Raw genomic sequence first — 17,762 nt, 5'->3', positions numbered from 1 at the left:
TTCTAGACAGATGCCGACAGCCAAGACCCTGCTCATCATCGACGACGACGACGACCTGCGCGAGGCGCTCGCCGAGCAGCTGGCGCTGCACGAGGAGTTCAAGACCGTCCAGGCCTCGACCGCCACCGAGGGCGTCCGCCTCGGCCGCGAGATCCGCGCCGACCTGATCCTGCTGGACGTCGATCTGCCCGACATGGACGGCCGCGAGGCGTGCCGGTTGTTGAGGAAGGACGGCGTCTCCACCCCTGTCATCATGCTGACAGCCCAGGATTCCGATGCCGACACGGTTCTGGGCCTCGACGCCGGGGCCAATGACTATGTCACCAAGCCCTTCCGGTTCGCCGTGCTGCTGGCCCGCATCCGCGCTCATCTACGCAGTCACGAACAGTCCGAGGACGCCGTCTTCCAGATCGGCCCTTATGAGTTCCGACCGGCGGCCAAGGTGCTGCTGGACGCCCGGGGCAAGAAGGTCCGGCTGACGGAAAAGGAAACCAGTATCCTGAAATACCTCTATCGCGCGGGCATCAAGGCGGTGTCGCGAGAGGAACTGCTGACTGAGGTCTGGGGCTACAACGCCGGTGTCACCACCCACACTCTGGAAACCCACATCTATCGCCTCCGCCAGAAGATCGAGCCGGAGCCGGGTCAGGCGCGGCTGCTGCTGACGGACGCCGGCGGCTACCGCCTTCAGCCCTGACGACCGTGCGACGCCCCCGACACTGGACGGACCGGATCGAGGGGGCGACAAGACGGCCATGAGCGGACCCCATACCCACGACGTCATCATCGCAGGCGCGGGCCTGGCGGGCGCGACCTTTGCCCTGGCGGCGGCGCAGGGCGGGCTCAAGGTCGCGCTGATCGATCCCCAGCCGTTCCCGGCCCAGCTGGCACCGACCTTTGACGGGCGATCCACGGCCATCGCCTGGTCTACCTTCCGGATGCTGGACGTGCTGGGCCTGGGTGAGCGCCTGCGTCCCCACGCCTGCCGGATGGACCACATTCTGGTGACCGACGGGCGCAGGCCCGGGGCCGCGTCCAAGGCCGCCTGGCCCGCCTTTCTGCGCTTCGATGCCGCGGAGGTCGGCGATGCGACCGGCGGCGAGCCGCTGGGGTATCTGGTCGAGAACCGCCAGATCCGGGCCGCCCTGGCCGAGCTGGTCGCCGTCTCGGACATCGACCTGATGGCCCCGGCCTCGGTGGTGGCGGTCGAGACCTCCACGTCCCGCGCGACGGTGACGCTGGCGGATGGCACGGTGCTGACCGCCCCGCTGGTGATCGGCGCGGAGGGCCGGGGGTCGCTGGTGCGATCCGCCGCCGGCATCGAGACCGTGGGCTGGCGCTATGGCCAGTCGGGGGTGGTCGCCACGGTCCGGCTTGACCGGGATCACGGCAATGTCGCCCACGAATACTTCCTGCCGCATGGCCCGTTCGCCATCCTGCCGCTGACGGACCAGCGGGCCAGCCTGGTCTGGACCGAGACGACACGAGCGGCCGAAGCCCTGCGGGTGGCCTCCGACGAGGCCTTCCGGTCACACCTGATGCGGCGGTTCGGCGAGTTTCTGGGAACGGCGACGCCCGAGGGTCCGCGTTTCGTCTATCCGCTGGCGCTGGAACTGGCGACGCGCCTCACCGCGCCCCGCACGGCCCTGATCGGCGATGCGGCGCATGGCGTTCACCCGGTGGCGGGTCAGGGACTGAACATGGGGCTGAAGGACGCCGCTGCCCTGGCCGAGGTGCTGATCGAGGCCATGCGGCTGGGCGAGGACATCGGGTCGGAAACCGTGCTGGACCGCTACGCCCGCTGGCGCCGCTTCGACATCATGGCCCTGGCCGCCGGGTTCGATGCCTTCGTGCGGCTATTTTCCAACGACATCGCGCCCATCCGGCTGGCGCGCGACCTCGGCATGGCGGCGGTCAACCGCATCAGCCCGCTGCGCAAGGCGTTCATGAGCGAAGCGGGCGGCGCGACCGGCGATCTGCCCCGATTGCTGCGGGGAGAGGTTGTCTAGAGTCTCGCGGCGCGGTGGCGCTTCGGTCCAGCGCATCAGCGCGTGAAATAGTAGTCCGCGATCTGGCAGACGTTGATGCCGCTGCGGCGCAGGGCCTCGCCATTGTCAAACTCGGCCCAGAAGTCGTAGCGGCAGGCCCCCGAGCCGTCGTCGACCGTCACGACCACGCTGTCGCCGGGTGACAGGGTGGCGGAGCCCAGAAGGTCGTCGCCCCAGCCGTCCGTGCCGGAACTGGCGGTATAGAAATAGGTCATCGTCCAGCCGGTCTGGTTATGGACCCGAATCTCGCGGTTGTAGCTGTCCCGGGATTGCTGGACGACGGGACGGGCCAGGGCCGGGGCCTCCGTCCGCGAGACGGGCTCCGCAGCGGCGACGGCGTTGGCCGCGATCCCGAGGGCAAGGCCACCCGCCAGAACGACGGCCATCAGGTTCGCCCTTCGCGTCGCTGACGGTGATGTCTCTGGCATGCAGGCGTCCTGAAGATCGATCAGGGGGCGTTGAGCCCACGATCGGTAGCCATTGTGCCGATCCTGCCCGCGGAATGCACCTGATGCGACCTGACTCTGCGATCGCGTCGGGATGATTCGCATCAAGGCCTTGCAGGGCATGGCGACTTTCCCATATCCCGACCAGCCCGAGAGACCCCGCCGCCCGTGGGGTTTCACGGGAAACGAACCCACCTGTCGATCCCGGCCTCGCGGTCGGGCGACGCAAACAAAACGGGGGCGGTCACGCGCGGCGCTTGGCTCCAGAAGGCCGCCGCATCGCCCGCCAGACGGAGAGACATAAGGCTCATGGCCAAGATTATCGGTATCGACCTCGGCACCACCAACTCGTGCGTGGCCGTCATGGACGGCAAGAACCCCAAGGTCATCGAGAACGCCGAGGGCAACCGCACCACTCCCTCCATCGTGGCCTACCAGGAAGACGGCGAGATCCTCGTTGGCGCCTCAGCCAAGCGCCAGGCCGTGACCAACCCCAAGAACACGCTGTACGCGATCAAGCGCCTGATCGGCCGCAAGTTCGACGATCCCGTCGTGCAAAAGGACAAGGACTGGTGCCCTATGAGATCGTGGCAAGGGCCGACAACGGCGACGCCTGGGTCGCGTGGCGGCAAGGACTATTCCCCGCAACAGATCTCGGCCTTCACCCTGACCAAGATGAAGGAAGCCGCCGAGGCCTATCTGGGTGAAAAGGTCACCCAGGCCGTCATCACCGTGCCCGCCTATTTCAACGACAGCCAGCGTCAGGCGACCAAGGACGCCGGCAAGATCGCGGGCCTGGAAGTCCTGCGCATCATCAACGAGCCGACCGCGGCGGCCCTGGCCTATGGTCTCGACAAGAATGACGGCCAGAAGATCGCGGTCTATGACCTGGGCGGCGGCACCTTCGACGTCTCGATCCTGGAGATCGGCGACGGCGTTTTCGAGGTGAAGTCGACCAATGGGGACACCTTCCTGGGCGGCGAGGACTTCGACGTGCGCCTGGCCGACTATCTGGCCGACGAGTTCAAGAAAGAACAGGGCGTCGACCTGCGCAAGGACGTGCTGGCCCTGCAGCGCCTGAAGGAAGCCGCCGAAAAGGCCAAGATCGAGCTGTCGAACTCGGCCTCCACCGACATCAACCTGCCCTACATCACGGCCGATGCCTCGGGCCCCAAGCACCTGAACATCAAGCTGACCCGCGCCAAGCTGGAGGCCCTGGTCGACGATCTGATCCAGCGCACGATCGCGCCTTGCCGCACGGCAATCAAGGACGCTGGCGTGTCGGTGTCCGACATCCACGACGTGATCCTGGTCGGCGGCATGACCCGCATGCCCAAGGTGCAGGAGGCCGTGAAGGCCTTCTTCGGCAAGGAACCGCACAAGGGCGTGAACCCGGACGAAGTCGTGGCCGTGGGCGCTGCCATCCAGGGCCAGGTGCTGTCGGGCGACCGCAAGGACGTGCTGCTGCTGGATGTGACGCCCCTGACCCTCGGCATCGAGACGCTGGGCGGTGTGTTCACCCCGCTGATCGAGCGCAATACGACGATCCCGACCAAGAAGAGCCAGGTGTTCTCCACCGCCGACGACAACCAGCCCGCCGTGACGATCAAGGTGTTCCAGGGCGAGCGCGAGATGGCCTCGGGCAACAAGATGCTGGGTCAGTTCGATCTGATGGGCATTCCGCCCTCGCCGCGCGGGATGCCGCAGATCGAGGTGGCCTTCGATATCGACGCCAACGGCATCGTCAACGTCTCGGCTAAGGACAAGGCGACGAACAAGGAACAGTCGATCCGCATCCAGGCGAACGGCGGCCTGTCGGATGCCGACATCGACAAGATGGTCAAGGAAGCCGAGGCCAATGCCACGGCCGACAAGGCGAAGAAGGACCTGGTCGAGGCCCAGAATGCGGCCGACAGCCTGATCCACTCGACCGAAAAGGCCCTGGCCGAACACGGCGACAAGGTCGGCGCGGACGAGAAGTCGGCCATCGAGACCGGTCTGACCGAGCTGAAGGCGGCCCGCGACGGCACCGACCCGGAAGACATCCGGACGAAGACCAACACCCTGGTCCAGGCGTCGATGAAGCTGGGCGAGGCGATGTACGCCCAGAACGCGGGCTCAGGCGGTGACGCCGCCCCCGCAGATGATGGCGTGGTCGATGCGGAGTTCGAGGAAGTCTCGGGCGACGACGATCAGAAGAAGAGCGCCTGATGAACGGCCCTCCCGGTCCTGACCGGGAGGGCGTTACCCGGGCTTGCTGGCGATCGGAGGCACTGGAGAAGTGAGAGTCACTTTTCTCTACTCCCGCTCCAACGACGCTGCTGGCCGAAACCTTGCATCACCGCCCCCGGTGCCCATGTCTGAGGCGTCACCGTTCCACCCTCGCTTTCGATCAGAGGCGCGAACGGAATGTGCGGGGCTGGCTTAAGGACCATTGGCGCATGGCGCGTGACTATTACGAGGTGCTGTCGGTCGAACGGACCATCGACGCCGCCGGCCTGAAATCCGCCTATCGCAGGCTGGCCATGGAGCACCATCCCGATCGCAACGGCGGATCGGAAGAGTCGATGGCCCGGTTCAAGGAAATCTCCGAGGCCTATACGGTGCTGTCGGATGACCAGAAGCGCGCTGCCTATGACCGGTTCGGCCATGCGGGCGTCAATGGTGGCGGAGGCGGGGGCCAGCAGGGCTTCCACGACGTCAACGATATCTTCTCCCAGGTTTTCGGCGACGCCTTCGGCGACGTGTTCGGCGGGCGGCGTCCGTCGAATGGCCCCCGACGGGGCTCGGACCTGCGTTACGACCTCGAGATCACTCTGGAGCAGGCCTATCAGGGGGCCGACGTCGAGATCGCGGTGCCGACGACGGCCACCTGCGAAACCTGCGAGGGATCCGGAGCCCGGCCGGGCACCAGGCCCAGGACCTGCTCCACCTGTGGCGGAGCGGGCCGCGTGCGTCAGGCGAACGGCTTCTTCCAGGTCGAGCGGACCTGCCCCGGTTGCGGTGGCTCGGGCCAGAACGTGGATCCCTGCGCGACCTGCCAGGGTCACGGCCAGGTACGAAAGACCCGCAAACTGGCGCTGAAGGTTCCGGCCGGGGTCGACGACGGCTCGCGCATCCGCCTGTCGGGCGAAGGCGATGCGGGCACGCGCGGCGGACCGCGCGGCGATCTGTACGTCTTTCTCTCTGTGACGCCCCACGACCTGTTCGAGCGCGACAATCTGGATCTGCTGGTCACCGTGCCGGTGTCGATGACGGTCGCGGCCCTCGGCGGCGAGATCGAGGCTCCGTGTCTGATGTCCGAGGCCTGCGACGGTCAGTGCAAGGCCCCGGTCTCCGTGCCGGCCGGCGCCCAGACAGGCAAGACGGTCCGCATCCGCGGCAAGGGCATGCCGCACCTGAACGGTCGCCAGCGCGGTGACCTGGTGGTCGAGCTGTTCGTCGAGACCCCGACCGATCTCACTCCGCGCCAGAAGGAGCTGATGCAGGAACTGGCGGCCTCGTTCGGGGACAGCCAGAACCCCAGGAACACTTCCTTCGCGGGCAAGGCCAAGCGGTTCTGGGCCGACATCCTCGGGGCCGAGGACGCCAGGACATCGCGCGAAAACGTCCAGTGAGGGCCGCCCGATGAGCGAGCTGTTTCACGTCGGAATCTCGGGCGCGCGGGGCAAGATGGGGCGCGCCGTCGATCTGGTGCTGGATGCCCGCAGCGACGTGATGGTGGCCGCGCGGTTCGACCGGGGTGAGACGCCCGACCTGTCGCGCTGCGATGTCGTCATCGACTTCTCCATGGCCGAGGCCTCGGTCGCCCTGGCCGCCGCCTGCGCCCGGGCCGGCGCGCCGGCCCTGGTGATCGGCTCCACCGGCTTTTCGCCCGAGCAGGACGCGGCGCTGGCGACGGCGGCCGAGAGAATCGCCATCGTGCGCAGCGGAAATTTCTCGCTCGGCGTCAACATCCTGATCGGGCTGGTGGAACATGCCGCGCTGAGGCTCGACGCGCGAGACTGGGACATCGAAATCAGCGAGGCGCATCATCGGCGCAAGGTCGACGCGCCGTCCGGCACGGCCCTGATGCTGGGAGAGGCCGCCGCCAACGGCCGTGGTCGCGATCTGAACGACCTTCGCAGCCCACCTTATGACGGCGTCGGCGAGGCCCGTGAGACGGGCCGGATCGGTTTTTCGTCCACCCGCGCAGGCGGGATCGTCGGCGAACATACGGTGTTGTTCGCCTCGGAGGACGAGATTCTGACCCTCAGCCATTCGGCGATCGACCGGTCCCTGTTCGCCAGGGGCGCGGTCGCCGCCGCCGCCTGGGTGCGGACACGCCGACCGGGCCTGTATGACATGCAGGATGTGCTGGGATTCAGGCAGGCATGATGTCTGGGCCACCGGTGGCGGCGCGCTGACGCCCGGCTCGCAGCCTGAGCGCGGTATGGCCGGCGTCAGTGGGTCTTTTCGAACTCCAGGAAGATCGGGTTGGTGTCGCCGAGGCGTTTTTCCTCATAGCGCGTCACGACGTGGTCGGCCGGAGCGATCCGCCAGTCCGCCGCCTCGTCGGCCAGCCAGACCAGACCCGGCGTCGCCCGGAATCGTTCCAGCGCCCAGCCGGCATAGTCCTTCCAGTCCGTCACGAAACGCAGCCGTCCGCCGGGCTTCAGCACCCGCGCCAGGTCGATGGCAAAGGCGGGCTGGATCAGGCGGCGCTTGTTGTGACGCGCCTTGTGCCAGGGGTCGGGGAACAGGATCATGATCCGGTCCAGCGAGGCGTCCGGCAGGGCCTCGACCACCGCGCGGGCGTCGTCGTCGTGCAGGCGGACGTTCTTCAGCTGGCCCTCCTCGACGTGCCGCAGGGCCGAGGCCACGCCGTTGATGAAGGGCTCGCAGCCGATCATCAGGGCGTCGGGGTGCGCCGCGGCCTGGGCCGCCAGATGCTCGCCGCCGCCGAAACCGATCTCGAGCCAGCATCCGGTCGCTTCCGGCATCAGGGACGCGACATCGATGGGCCCGGCCGAGGGATCGGGCAGGCGGATCAGGGGCATCAGGGTGTCCAACAGGGCAGCCTGTCGCGGCTTGACCGCGCGCGACCTGATGCGGCCGAACGAGCGCAGGGGCGCGTCGGGGCTGCGGGGTTCGGACTGTTCGGATCGGGGGCGCGAGGCGGGCATCGGGGCTCTGTAGAGCCTCATCTCGCCCGAAAGAAGAGCATCCCGGCTCCGTCGCGCGACGGAACCGGGATGTGGGTATCAGTAGGCGCGGATGCCGTCGTCATCCACGGCGACGCCGTCGATGCCGCAGTAGTCGATGACATCGGCGAACTCGGACCCGTCGGACAGGGTCACGGCGGTGGCGTATTCGCACTCGTCCTCGTTCGGGTTGAACGTCATGTACAGCTCGTCGCCGCTCTCGATGACGTTGTTCGGGATCAGGTCCTCGCTCCAGCTGTCGTCGTTCTTGGCGACCAGGCGAAAGGTCAGGATCGTTGAGGACGAGTTGTTGTACAGGGTGAAGGTGTAGTCGTCCTCGTCTCCGTCCTGGGCCATGGCCGAGCCGCCGGCAGCGATCATCATCAGAGCGCAGACGGCCGCGCCGATCATCTTTTTCATAGTCGAATTCCTCGCCCGAACGGAAGTCGCCCGGATCAGCCGCACAAAGGCGCTGGCCGTGGCGTTCCGTCAAGAGTCTCGATCGACGTCGGCGGTCCTTGTCAGGAACCGTCAGCGGATCCGAACGGGGGGCCGGCGGCCGGCCGGGCCGCGCGCGCCGAGCCGGCTCAGTCGCCGTTGGTGCCGGAAATGCCTTCGTTGGTCACGACCACGTATTCCAGGTCGCAGAAGTCCAGACGCTCTTCCCAGGTGTCGCCGTCGTTGAAGGTGATCTCGACGTCGTAGAGGCACGCATCCTCGGAATCGAAGAACCGCATCGCGATATCATCGTCCGGTGCCAGGACGCGCGTCGGCATCCAGTCATTGCTGTAGGTCCCGCTGGGTGGCTTGCGGGTCTTGAAGGTCAGAATCGTATAGTCGCTTTGGTTGACCAGATCGAATGTGTAGTAATCGCCGTCGGCCTGGGCTGCGGCCGGGGCGGCCATCCCCAGAGCGGCCAGAAGGCCGAGAGCGCTCAGAAACATGGTCTTCATGGGCAAATTCCTATGCTTGCGGACAGGCCGAAACCGGGCGCGACATGACGCACTGCTCCCCGCGGCGTCAAGCGTTCGCCCGACGCCGGTCAGGAAGGATCAGCCCAGGGCCTTCAAGGCATCGACCAGATCGGTCTTTTCCCAGCTGAAGCCGCCGTCGGCGTCGGGTGTGCGGCCGAAATGGCCATAGGCCGAGGTGCGGGCGTAGATCGGCTTGTTCAGGCCCAGGTGCTCGCGGATCGCGCGCGGCGTGGCTCCGCCGATCAGGCCGAGGATATTGGCCTCCAGAACGGCTTCACTGATCGCGCCCTTGCCGGTGCCGTGCAGGTCGACGTGGATCGACTGGGGCTTGGCCACGCCGATGGCGTAGGAGATCTGGATGGTGCAGCGGTCCGCCAGACCCGCCGCCACGACGTTCTTGGCCAGGTAGCGGCAGGCATAGGCGGCCGACCGGTCGACCTTGGTCGGGTCCTTGCCCGAGAAGGCTCCGCCGCCGTGGGGGGCCGCACCGCCGTAGGTGTCGACGATGATCTTGCGGCCCGTCACGCCCGCGTCGCCGTCGGGCCCGCCGATCTCGAAGATGCCGGTCGGATTGATGTGCCAGACGGTATTCTCGTCGGTGAAGCCCTCGGGCAGCACCGCCAGGATATGGGGCTTGACGATCCCGGCGACCTGTTCGGACGACAGGCCGGCCGCGTGCTGGGTCGACAGGACGATGGAGGTGGCGCGGACGGGCTTGCCGTCCTCGTACTGGATGGTGACCTGCGACTTGGCGTCGGGCTCCAGGCGGGTGTCGCCGCCGTGGCGGACCTCGGCCAGACGCTTCAGGATATTGTGGCTGTACTGAAGGGTGGCCGGCATCAGCTCCGGCGTCTCGTTCGAGGCATAGCCGAACATGATGCCCTGGTCGCCCGCGCCCTCGTCCTTGTTGCCCGCCGCGTCGACCCCGACGGCGATGTCGGCCGACTGGCCGTGCAGGCGGTTGATGAACTCGAACGTCTCCCAGTGGAAGCCGGTCTGCTCATAGCCGATGTCCCGGACCGCGGCGCGCACGGCGGCCTCGATCTCGTCCTGGACGCCGGGGGCCCAGTTTCCGCCTGTGTCCATGATCCCGTTGCCCCGGATCTCGCCGGCCAGCACCACCAGGTTGGTCGTCGTCAGGGTCTCGCACGCCACGCGGGCGAACGGATCCTTGGAGAGGAACAGGTCCACGACCGTGTCAGAGATGCGGTCCGCGACCTTGTCGGGATGGCCCTCGGACACGCTTTCCGAGGTGAAAAGGAAGGAAGAACGGGACAAGGCGATGCTCCGGGCAGCCACAGGGCGGGGTGGCGAGGAGACATATAAAGATATGCTTATATGATCAAGGGAGGCACTGTAGCGGGCTTGCGAAAGCTGGCGAGGGACGACGGCTCTGGTTCTGGAACCGGGTGCGTGGCGGTGATAGCCAGCGTCAGGTCCCTGGACCCGGCCATTCCTCACGCAGTTTCTGGTGGTCGTGGCAAGTTGCACAGGCCGTTTTTCGCAAAGCCATCGAGCATGTCTATACGGCAACAAGAGCGAGTGTTACGACGGCGCGCCACGCCGAGCATGAGGGATGGCGACAAGGAATAGCCAGTTTTTTGATGGCCCTGTATCCTGTTATCATGTGCGGCGGTGCCGGCACGCGCCTGTGGCCGGCGTCACGGCCGTCAAGGCCAAAACAGTTCATCCCGCTCGCCGGTAACCGTTCGCTTTTCCAGGATACGGCCCAACGCGTCGCGCCCCTTGCCGACCACGGAGGTCGACTTGTGATCATTGGTGGTGTCGCACACCGCGACACCATTCTGGACCAGCTGGCCGAAATAGGTCTGTCTGCGGACATACTGCTTGAGCCGCAACCCAGAGATTCGGCAGCAGCCATGGCGGCGGCAGCGGCCTGGGTATCGAGGCGTGATCCCGAAGGCGTGACAGCTTTCGTCGCTTCCGATCATTATGTCCCCGACGCAAAGGCGTTCCGCCAGGCCGTCCTGGAAGCCGCTGAGAGGGCAAGTGACGGCCATATGGTGACTCTGGGGGTAAAGCCCTCCGAGGCCTCAGCGGCCTATGGCTACATCAAGCCGGCCGGACCAGGCCTGGCCCGAGTGGACAGGTTTTGCGAAAAGCCCGACGCCGCCACAGCTGCGATCTACATCGACGAAGGCTACCTCTGGAACAGCGGTAACTTTATTGTCCAGGCTTCCACGCTCATGGCGGAGCTGAAAGCCTATGCTCCGGCAGTCGAAGCCGCAGCAACAGCGGCGCTTCCTGTCCCGGGCATCTCGCTGACGCATACGCTCAGCGACGCATTCCTCAAGGCGCCGAAGATTTCGATCGACTACGCCGTGATGGAGAAGACGCGGCTTGCATGGGTGCTCGCTGTCGATTTCGCCTGGTCCGACCTTGGTGCATGGGATTCAATCGCAGCCAGCGGCGAAGGAAACAGAGGGATACATATATTCGAGGACTCGGAGCATTGCCTCGCCCGTGCTCCGGACGGCGTTCTGGTGGCCGCGCTCGGCGTTCAGGATCTGGCGATCATTGTTGAGCCAGATGCTGTGCTTGTCTGCTCTCTTTCCAGATCCCAGGACGTCAAGCGAATCGTCGAGCGCATACGTGCGACATCGGCACGACACCTGGATTTCGAGCCCTCGCATCCCGAGACCCTTGCTGACGGTGCCCGGCGCTTTGCTGACTGGTTGCGGTTGAAGGCGTTGCCGACGTGGGCCACCCTCGGAATGGGCTGTGACGGGTCGTTCGCCGAAGCGCTGACACTTGCCGGCCGACCGGTCCATGTCCCCCGAAGAGCGCGCGTTCAGGCCCGCCAGATCTATGTCTATGCCCAGGCCGGGATTCTCGGTTGGGAAGGACCCTGGCAACACATCGTCAAGGCGGGCACCCGATGCCTGATCGACAAATTCATCAAGCCCGATGGCCTGGCGCGAACGCTCCTCAGCGCAGAGGGCGAACCACTCGATGACACGTCGATGTTGTACGATCAGGCCTTCATACTTCTGGCGCTGGCAATGGCTGACAAGGTTGGTGTCGCCGAACCCGATCTCGTCCAATGCGCCATAAACCTTCGGGACGCCCTTGCTGTCCGCGTCCTGCCGAACGGGGCTCTGCGCGAAGCGGGCGAGCACCCGTTTCAGTCCAATGCGCATATGCACCTTCTGGAGGCGGCGCTGGAGTGGGAACAATCCCGCCCTGATGCGGGCTGGATGGCCCTGAGCGATCGCGTCGTCGGCCTGGCGCTGTCAACCTTCATCGATCCCGCCGGCGGCTTCCTGCGAGAGTTTTTCGACGAAAGCTGGGGCCCAGCAGACGGCGACGACGGACGGTTGGTGGAGCCCGGGCATCAGTTCGAATGGGCGTGGTTGCTGGCTCGCTATGCGGTCTCGCGCAAGGACGAAAAGATCCTGGCGGCGGCACACCGACTTTATGCGGCCGGCCTCAGAGGCGTGGGCGACCGGGATCGCGTCGCCTGCGACAGCCTCAATGACGATCTGTCGGTACGAAGCTCGAGAGCCCGGCTTTGGCCTCAAACAGAATGGTTGAAGGCCTCCCTCATCCTTGCCGAATGCGCGGTAGATGGATCGCGCGCTGACTTCCTGGAGCAGGCGGCTGCGGCGCAACGTGCGCTTGCTCTATACCTCACGAGCGATGGGTTGTGGCACGACAAAAGGCTATCGACGGGCGCGTTCATCGACGAGCCGGCACCGGCCAGTTCGTTTTACCATATAATGGCTGCATTTACGGAACTGAAGCGAACCGAACAGGCTGCACAAGCCGTCGGTCCGGATCACCTGTCGCTTGCGTGATGGCTTCCAAGTCGGGAAGCTGGTCGCGATTCTGCGACGATAAAGACTCATTCCGCGTTCGCGCCAGGGTCTCAATGTTTTGTCGTGCAAGCCGCGACTGAAAAGGCCTGAGTTTGATGCCCAAATTATGCATAGACGCATTCAACATATCCTTGGCGAAGGGCTCCGGGATCGCAACCTATGGCCGCAACCTGCTTATCAACGCCCGCGAGATGGGTTTCACCCCACAGGTCATCTATGGATCTCCTGCTCCGCGAAACGACAGCAACGTTCTGAATGAAGCTTCATTGGCGGATTCGGACAGAAAACCGCGAAAGATGAGGAAGCCGGCGCGCTTCGTTCAAACGCTCTCAAGCCGTTTTCCTCGCAAAGCCTGGCCTGTCATCCCCAGTGGCGAGGTCATTTGGCCGACACGCGGGGGCGGCCGGCCGGATGCCGACAGTTACTGGGCTGTTGAAGACTTGTTCGGTGTTGCACACCGCGCGTTCAATGCCTACGGCACACATACGCCTGTGATATTTGACGAAGATTCAGATTTGAAGCCTGATCTTATGCACTGGACGGCCACTGTACCTCTATATGCAAAGAACATTCCCAATGTATTTACGATCCATGACTTGATTCCAATTCGCCTACCTCATACTACGACCGACGATAAATCAAAATATCTCAAACTATGCAGCGACATAGCCTGTCGTGCCGACCATATTGCCGTCGTATCCGAAACGACGCGACAGGACGTCATTCGAATACTAGGCGTCGAAGAAGATCGAGTAACAAACACGTACCAGTCCGTTAACATACCCAAGTTTCTCGCCGAACGCCCTGAAAACGACGTGATGCTGGAACTTGAGGGTGTCTTCCAATTGGGATGGAAAGACTACTTTCTGCACTTTGCCGCGATCGAACCGAAAAAGAATCTTGGCCGGATTGTAGAGGCCTATCTGTCCTCGGGTGTCGTGACGCCTCTTGTCATTGTAGGCGGGCGCGCCTGGCTGGAAGATGGGGAATTGCGACTTCTGGATCAGGTCATGCGCGATGGTGGCCCGTCTGCAGAGAAAATCCGACGGTACGAATACTTACCTTTTTCCATGCTGATTTCGCTTATACGGGGCGCCAGGGCGACGTTGTTTCCATCGCTTTACGAGGGCTTCGGACTACCGGTTCTGGAATCCATGGCTCTGAAAACCGCGGTTCTCACGTCAACGGGCGGCGCTCTACCGGAAGTCTCGGGCGATGCCACATTGAGCGTGGATCCTTACGATACGGCTGCCATCACGCGCGGCATCCAGATACTGGATCAAGATGTCGGCAAAAGGGACGATCTGGTGAACCGAGGCATCACCCAGGCCGCCAGGTTTTCCGCAACCGCCTATCAGGATCGACTGCGCGCCCTGTATGCAAAAGTCGGCCTGAATATCTAGAGGGCTGTGTCCGGGCGGGCGGGAGCCGTGGGGTCTATCGGCCCGTCCTTGTCCGTGTCGGGGATCATGTTCTTCATGATGAGCGGCACCTGCGACAGGCCGAACGCGGTCGAGGCCATCCACAGGACGCCCCGGAAGCTGACCCAGACGTCCGCCGGGTCGACGCCCGTCATACCGATCCGGGCCGCAACCCAGGCCACGAGCGTCTCTGAGCGGATCAGCTCGTTGACGATGGCGACCGCCAGAAAGTACAGCCCGTAGCGGAACGTCAGCGTCCGCCAGGCCGAGTCGTTGATCGGCAGGACCGTGCCGAGCAGGGCCTTGAGCGGCTGCTTGCCCAGCTTCAGCCCGCCGAGCAAGGCGATGGCAAGCGCTGCGTTCAGCACCGTGACCTTCACCTTCACCCAGACATCGTCATTGGTCAGCAGGGTCAGAACCCCGAACACCAGGGCGAATCCGCCGACCAGCAGCGGCATCAGAGCCAGTCGCTTCTCGACCATCAGGCCGACGACCACGGCGACGACCGAGCCCGCCACCAGACCCCAGGTCGCATGCACCAGCGCCTCGTCGCCGGGCAGGCCGCGCAGCCGGAAGACGACAAAGGTCAGTCCAAACGCCAGCAGCGCGCCGAAATCGACCAGCTGGCGCACCCACGGCGGCGGGCCTGCGCGGTGGGGCTGTGCATCGGTCATCTAGTCTTCCAGTCCAACGAGCGAGCGCGAGAAGGCGCGGGCGTCGAAGGGTTGCAGGTCATCGATCCCCTCGCCCACCCCGATCAGCTTGATCGGGGCGTCCGACGCCTGGGCCACGGGCACCAGCACCCCGCCGCGTGCCGTCCCGTCCAGCTTGGTCATGACCAGACCCGACACGAAGGCGGTGCGGCCGAAGATCTGTTCCTGGGCCAGGGCGTTGCGGCCCACGGTGGCGTCCAGCACCAGCAGGGTCTCGTGCGGGGCATCCGGATCGATCTTCTTCAGCACCCGCACGATCTTCAGCAGTTCGTCCATCAGGGCGGACTTATTCTGCAGCCGACCGGCCGTGTCGATCAGGATGACGTCATAGTTCCCGGCCCGCGCCTTCGTATAGGCGTCGAACGCCAGCCCTGCGGGATCGGCTCCGTCCCTGCGGCTCTCGAAATCGGCACCCGCCCGTTCGGCCCAGACCTTCAGCTGTTCGCGGGCGGCGGCTCGGAAGGTGTCGCCGGCCACGATCATGACCCTGGCCCCCTTGCCGGTCAGGTCGGCCGCGATCTTGCCGAGCGTCGTGGTCTTGCCGGATCCGTTCACCCCGACGAACAGCACGACATAGGGCTTGATGCCTTCCGACAGGGGATCGAACGTCGCCTGGCGCGGCAGCAGTTCGGCGGCGACCGCCTCGGCCAGGGCCTCCTTGACCTCGCGTTCGTCCGACACCTTGCCGAACCGCAGCTCGCGGAAGCGGGCGACGATCCGGTCGGTGGCGGCGGGGCCCAGATCGCTTTCCAGCAGATGCTCTTCCAGCCGGTCGAGCGCGGCCTCGCTCAGCGGCTCCCTGACGAAGGCGCCGACGACCGTCTCGGTCATCTGCTGGCTGGAGCGGGCCAGCCCGGCGCTGAGGCGCTGGAACCAGCCCTTCTTTGGCGTGTCGGTCATGGGCAAGGGCTTTAGCGGGGCGGGGAAAGGGCGTCATCTTTTCCTTTCGTCATCCTCCGGTCTACGCCGCAAAGGCGCGGCTTGCCGGAGGATGACGAAAGAATTGAAGGGCGGATCGGAGTCGTTTGGGGATCCGACCCTTTAGCTCTATATGAGCATAACCCATCTCGAGGATCTGCCTTGGCCGAACCGCACCCGTTCCACTCCCCGCGCACCCACGGCTTCGTCCGGGTCGCGGCGGCGACGCCGGTGGTCCATATCGCCGACCCGATGGCGAATGCGCAGGAACATGCGGCCCTGATCCGTCAGGCGGGCGAAGCGGGTTGCGACCTGGTCGTTTTCCCGGAGCTGTCGCTGAGCGGCTACGCCATCGACGATCTGCACATGCAGGCGGCGCTGCTGGACGCGGTCGATCGCCAGATCGGCGAACTGGCCCGGGCGGTGGGCGAGGCGGGCCTCGTCGCCGTGGTCGGCGCGCCGGTGCGGCACGGCGATCGCCTGCTGAACACCGCCGTCGTTCTGGCGGGCGGCGAGGTCACGGGCGTCGTGCCCAAGACCTATCTGCCCAACTACCGCGAATACTATGAGAAGCGCTGGTTCTCGTCCGGCGACGACATCGGGGCGGAAACGATCCGGATCGGCGGTCAGGACAGCTGGATCGGCACCCGGCTGCTGTTCGAGGCCGACGACCGGCCGGGCTTCGTCGTCGGCATCGAGATCTGCGAGGACTTCTGGGCCCCCGTGCCACCCTCGACGCGTCAGGCGCTGGCGGGGGCGCGCATCCTGCTGAACCTGTCGGCCTCCAACATCGTCATCGGCAAGGCGGACGAGCGGGCCATGCTGTGTTCCAGCCAGTCGGCGCGGACCCTGTCGGCCTATGTCTTCACCGCCTCCGGCTGGGGCGAGAGCACCACCGACCTGGCCTGGGACGGCCAGGCGACGATCCACGAACTGGGGGCGAAACTGGCGTCCGGCGAACGGTTCGCACTGGAAAGCCACCTGACCATCGCCGACGTCGACATCGCGCGGATCGGCCAGGACCGGCTGCGCAACGGCACCTTCGCCGATTGCGCGCGGCGGGAGCTGGATGAGGAGGGCTGTATCCGGCTGGGCTTCCGGACCCATCCCTCCCCCGGCGGAGGAGGACTACGCCGCCCGCTGGACCGCTTCCCCTTCGTCCCCGACGATCCCGCGCGTCTGGACCAGGACTGTTTCGAGGCCTTCAACATCCAGGTCCAGGGCCTGATGCGGCGGATGACGGCCACCGGAGCGGAAAAGCTCTGCATCGGCGTGTCGGGCGGTCTGGATTCGACCCAGGCCCTGCTGGTCGCCTGTCGCGCCTTCGACCGGCTGAAGCTGCCCCGGACCAACATCCTGGGCTTCACCCTGCCCGGCTTCGCCACCTCGGAGGGGACGAAGTCCAATGCCTGGGCCCTGATGACGGCGCTCGGTGTCACGGGCGAGGAGATCGATATCCGCCCCGCTGCGGAGCGGCTGCTGGCCGACATCCACCATCCCTATGCGGATGGCCAGCCCGTCCACGATATCACCTTCGAGAACGTCCAGGCGGGGCTGAGGACCGACTATCTGTTCCGGCTGGCCAACCAGAACCGGGCCTTCGTGCTGGGGACCGGCGACCTGTCGGAACTGGCCCTGGGCTGGGCCACCTATGGCGTCGGCGACCATATGAGCCACTACAATGTCAACGGCGGCGTGGCGAAGACCCTGATCCGGCACCTGATCCGCTGGGTCGCCGAACGCGAACCCGAGGGCGGGGCCTCCGACGTCCTGAATGCCATTCTGGACACGGAGATCTCGCCCGAACTGGTCCCGGCGGCCGCGGACGGGCAGATCCAGTCGACGGAGGCCACGGTCGGCCCCTATGCGCTGAACGACTTCTTCCTGTTCCACATCACCCGCTTCGGCACGAGCCCGTCGAAGGTCGCCTTCCTGGCCCATCAGGCCTGGGGGGATGCTTCGCGCGGGCACTGGCCCGCGAACACGCCCGATGCCGAACGGTTCGCCTGTGACCTGCCGACCATCAAGGCCTGGCTGCGCAAATTCCTGATCCGCTTCTTCCAGACCAGCCAGTTCAAGCGCTCGGCCCTGCCCAACGGCCCCAAGGTCGTCACCGGCGGCTCCCTGTCGCCTCGCGGCGACTGGCGCGCGCCGTCGGACGGGAACGCGCGGGTCTGGCTGGACGAGCTGGACGCTCATGTGCCGGAGGCCTAGGAGGCG

Annotated in this window: 15 protein-coding genes; 8 read left to right on the top strand and 7 right to left on the bottom strand. The window is 65.5% G+C overall.

Annotated features, from left to right (window positions below; translation table 11 throughout):
- Positions 1 to 10 precede the first annotated feature (10 nt).
- On the top strand, positions 11 to 697 hold the full coding sequence (locus HZ989_RS02390) for a response regulator transcription factor (protein WP_209322055.1): 687 nt from the start codon (positions 11 to 13) through the stop codon (positions 695 to 697).
- A gap of 58 nt (positions 698 to 755) precedes the next feature.
- A complete protein-coding gene (locus HZ989_RS02385) occupies positions 756 to 2,009 on the top strand; it encodes a UbiH/UbiF/VisC/COQ6 family ubiquinone biosynthesis hydroxylase (RefSeq protein ID WP_209322054.1) in 1,254 nt (417 codons plus the stop codon).
- Between the two features lie 35 nt (positions 2,010 to 2,044).
- Here HZ989_RS02385 and HZ989_RS02380 read toward each other — a convergent pair whose 3' ends face one another.
- Positions 2,045 to 2,434 carry a hypothetical protein gene (locus HZ989_RS02380; RefSeq protein WP_209322053.1) on the bottom strand — a complete coding sequence of 130 codons (390 nt, stop codon included), beginning with the start codon at positions 2,432 to 2,434 and terminating at the stop codon, positions 2,045 to 2,047.
- A 369-nt stretch (positions 2,435 to 2,803) separates the two neighbouring features.
- Here HZ989_RS02380 and dnaK point away from each other — a divergent pair, with 369 nt between their 5' ends.
- From dnaK to dapB, 3 genes are all read left to right on the top strand, one after another.
- Positions 2,804 to 4,705: a molecular chaperone DnaK gene (gene dnaK / locus HZ989_RS02375; RefSeq protein WP_209322052.1), complete on the top strand. Its 1,902-nt coding sequence runs from the start codon at positions 2,804 to 2,806 to the stop codon at positions 4,703 to 4,705.
- A 230-nt stretch (positions 4,706 to 4,935) separates the two neighbouring features.
- The gene (dnaJ, locus tag HZ989_RS02370) at positions 4,936 to 6,111 is read left to right on the top strand and encodes a molecular chaperone DnaJ (protein ID WP_209322051.1); all 1,176 of its coding nucleotides are present in this window, start codon (positions 4,936 to 4,938) and stop codon (positions 6,109 to 6,111) included.
- A 10-nt stretch (positions 6,112 to 6,121) separates the two neighbouring features.
- The gene (gene dapB, locus HZ989_RS02365; protein WP_209322050.1) at positions 6,122 to 6,871 is read left to right on the top strand and encodes a 4-hydroxy-tetrahydrodipicolinate reductase; all 750 of its coding nucleotides are present in this window, start codon (positions 6,122 to 6,124) and stop codon (positions 6,869 to 6,871) included.
- Between the two features lie 65 nt (positions 6,872 to 6,936).
- On the opposite strand, the gene trmB is transcribed toward dapB, so the two are convergent.
- The 4 genes from trmB to metK all read right to left on the bottom strand — a co-directional run bounded on the left by trmB (position 6,937) and on the right by metK (position 9,929).
- Positions 6,937 to 7,659, bottom strand: a complete 723-nt coding sequence (gene trmB, locus HZ989_RS02360; protein ID WP_209322049.1) for a tRNA (guanosine(46)-N7)-methyltransferase TrmB — start codon at positions 7,657 to 7,659, stop codon at positions 6,937 to 6,939.
- 78 nt (positions 7,660 to 7,737) lie between these two features.
- Positions 7,738 to 8,097 carry a hypothetical protein gene (locus HZ989_RS02355; RefSeq protein WP_209322048.1) on the bottom strand — a complete coding sequence of 120 codons (360 nt, stop codon included), beginning with the start codon at positions 8,095 to 8,097 and terminating at the stop codon, positions 7,738 to 7,740.
- A 167-nt stretch (positions 8,098 to 8,264) separates the two neighbouring features.
- A complete protein-coding gene (locus tag HZ989_RS02350; protein ID WP_209322047.1) occupies positions 8,265 to 8,630 on the bottom strand; it encodes a hypothetical protein in 366 nt (121 codons plus the stop codon).
- A 99-nt stretch (positions 8,631 to 8,729) separates the two neighbouring features.
- Positions 8,730 to 9,929 carry a methionine adenosyltransferase gene (metK, locus tag HZ989_RS02345; RefSeq protein ID WP_209322046.1) on the bottom strand — a complete coding sequence of 400 codons (1,200 nt, stop codon included), beginning with the start codon at positions 9,927 to 9,929 and terminating at the stop codon, positions 8,730 to 8,732.
- Positions 9,930 to 10,255: 326 nt separating this feature from the next.
- On the opposite strand from metK, the gene HZ989_RS02340 reads away from it, so the two are divergent.
- Together HZ989_RS02340 and HZ989_RS02335 are read left to right on the top strand one after the other, a co-directional pair.
- Entirely contained in the window at positions 10,256 to 12,469 is a 2,214-nt protein-coding gene (locus HZ989_RS02340) for an AGE family epimerase/isomerase (protein WP_209322045.1), read from the top strand.
- 152 nt (positions 12,470 to 12,621) lie between these two features.
- Entirely contained in the window at positions 12,622 to 13,893 is a 1,272-nt protein-coding gene (locus HZ989_RS02335) for a glycosyltransferase family 1 protein (protein ID WP_209322044.1), read from the top strand.
- Here HZ989_RS02335 and HZ989_RS02330 read toward each other — a convergent pair.
- Entirely contained in the window at positions 13,890 to 14,585 is a 696-nt protein-coding gene (locus HZ989_RS02330; protein WP_209322043.1) for an inner membrane-spanning protein YciB, read from the bottom strand. The two genes, HZ989_RS02335 and HZ989_RS02330, sit on opposite strands and share 4 nt — an antisense overlap.
- On the bottom strand, positions 14,586 to 15,524 hold the full coding sequence (gene ftsY, locus HZ989_RS02325) for a signal recognition particle-docking protein FtsY (protein ID WP_209322042.1): 939 nt from the start codon (positions 15,522 to 15,524) through the stop codon (positions 14,586 to 14,588). It lies immediately after the preceding gene.
- A gap of 180 nt (positions 15,525 to 15,704) precedes the next feature.
- On the opposite strand from ftsY, the gene HZ989_RS02320 reads away from it, so the two are divergent.
- Positions 15,705 to 17,756: an NAD(+) synthase gene (locus HZ989_RS02320; protein ID WP_209322041.1), complete on the top strand. Its 2,052-nt coding sequence runs from the start codon at positions 15,705 to 15,707 to the stop codon at positions 17,754 to 17,756.
- Positions 17,757 to 17,762: the final 6 nt, after the last annotated feature.

The organism is Brevundimonas sp. AJA228-03, from assembly GCF_017795885.1.
Lineage (GTDB): Bacteria > Pseudomonadota > Alphaproteobacteria > Caulobacterales > Caulobacteraceae > Brevundimonas.
The sequence above is the reverse complement of the archived record's forward strand: the minus strand, read 5'-3'. Positions and strand labels throughout refer to the sequence as shown.

What these genes read in the sequence shown, in the direction of transcription:
- dnaK (WP_209322052.1), top strand. Translation starts at nt 2,804, where the DNA reads ATGGCCAAGATTATCGGTATCGACCTCGGCACCACCAACTCGTGCGTG.
- HZ989_RS02330 (WP_209322043.1), bottom strand. Translation starts at nt 14,585, where the DNA reads ATGACCGATGCACAGCCCCACCGCGCAGGCCCGCCGCCGTGGGTGCGC.
- ftsY (WP_209322042.1), bottom strand. Translation starts at nt 15,524, where the DNA reads ATGACCGACACGCCAAAGAAGGGCTGGTTCCAGCGCCTCAGCGCCGGG.
- dapB (WP_209322050.1), top strand. Translation starts at nt 6,122, where the DNA reads ATGAGCGAGCTGTTTCACGTCGGAATCTCGGGCGCGCGGGGCAAGATG.
- HZ989_RS02340 (WP_209322045.1), top strand. Translation starts at nt 10,256, where the DNA reads ATGGCCCTGTATCCTGTTATCATGTGCGGCGGTGCCGGCACGCGCCTG.
- dnaJ (WP_209322051.1), top strand. Translation starts at nt 4,936, where the DNA reads ATGGCGCGTGACTATTACGAGGTGCTGTCGGTCGAACGGACCATCGAC.
- HZ989_RS02385 (WP_209322054.1), top strand. Translation starts at nt 756, where the DNA reads ATGAGCGGACCCCATACCCACGACGTCATCATCGCAGGCGCGGGCCTG.
- HZ989_RS02355 (WP_209322048.1), bottom strand. Translation starts at nt 8,097, where the DNA reads ATGAAAAAGATGATCGGCGCGGCCGTCTGCGCTCTGATGATGATCGCT.
- HZ989_RS02390 (WP_209322055.1), top strand. Translation starts at nt 11, where the DNA reads ATGCCGACAGCCAAGACCCTGCTCATCATCGACGACGACGACGACCTG.
- HZ989_RS02380 (WP_209322053.1), bottom strand. Translation starts at nt 2,434, where the DNA reads ATGGCCGTCGTTCTGGCGGGTGGCCTTGCCCTCGGGATCGCGGCCAAC.
- trmB (WP_209322049.1), bottom strand. Translation starts at nt 7,659, where the DNA reads ATGCCCGCCTCGCGCCCCCGATCCGAACAGTCCGAACCCCGCAGCCCC.
- HZ989_RS02350 (WP_209322047.1), bottom strand. Translation starts at nt 8,630, where the DNA reads ATGAAGACCATGTTTCTGAGCGCTCTCGGCCTTCTGGCCGCTCTGGGG.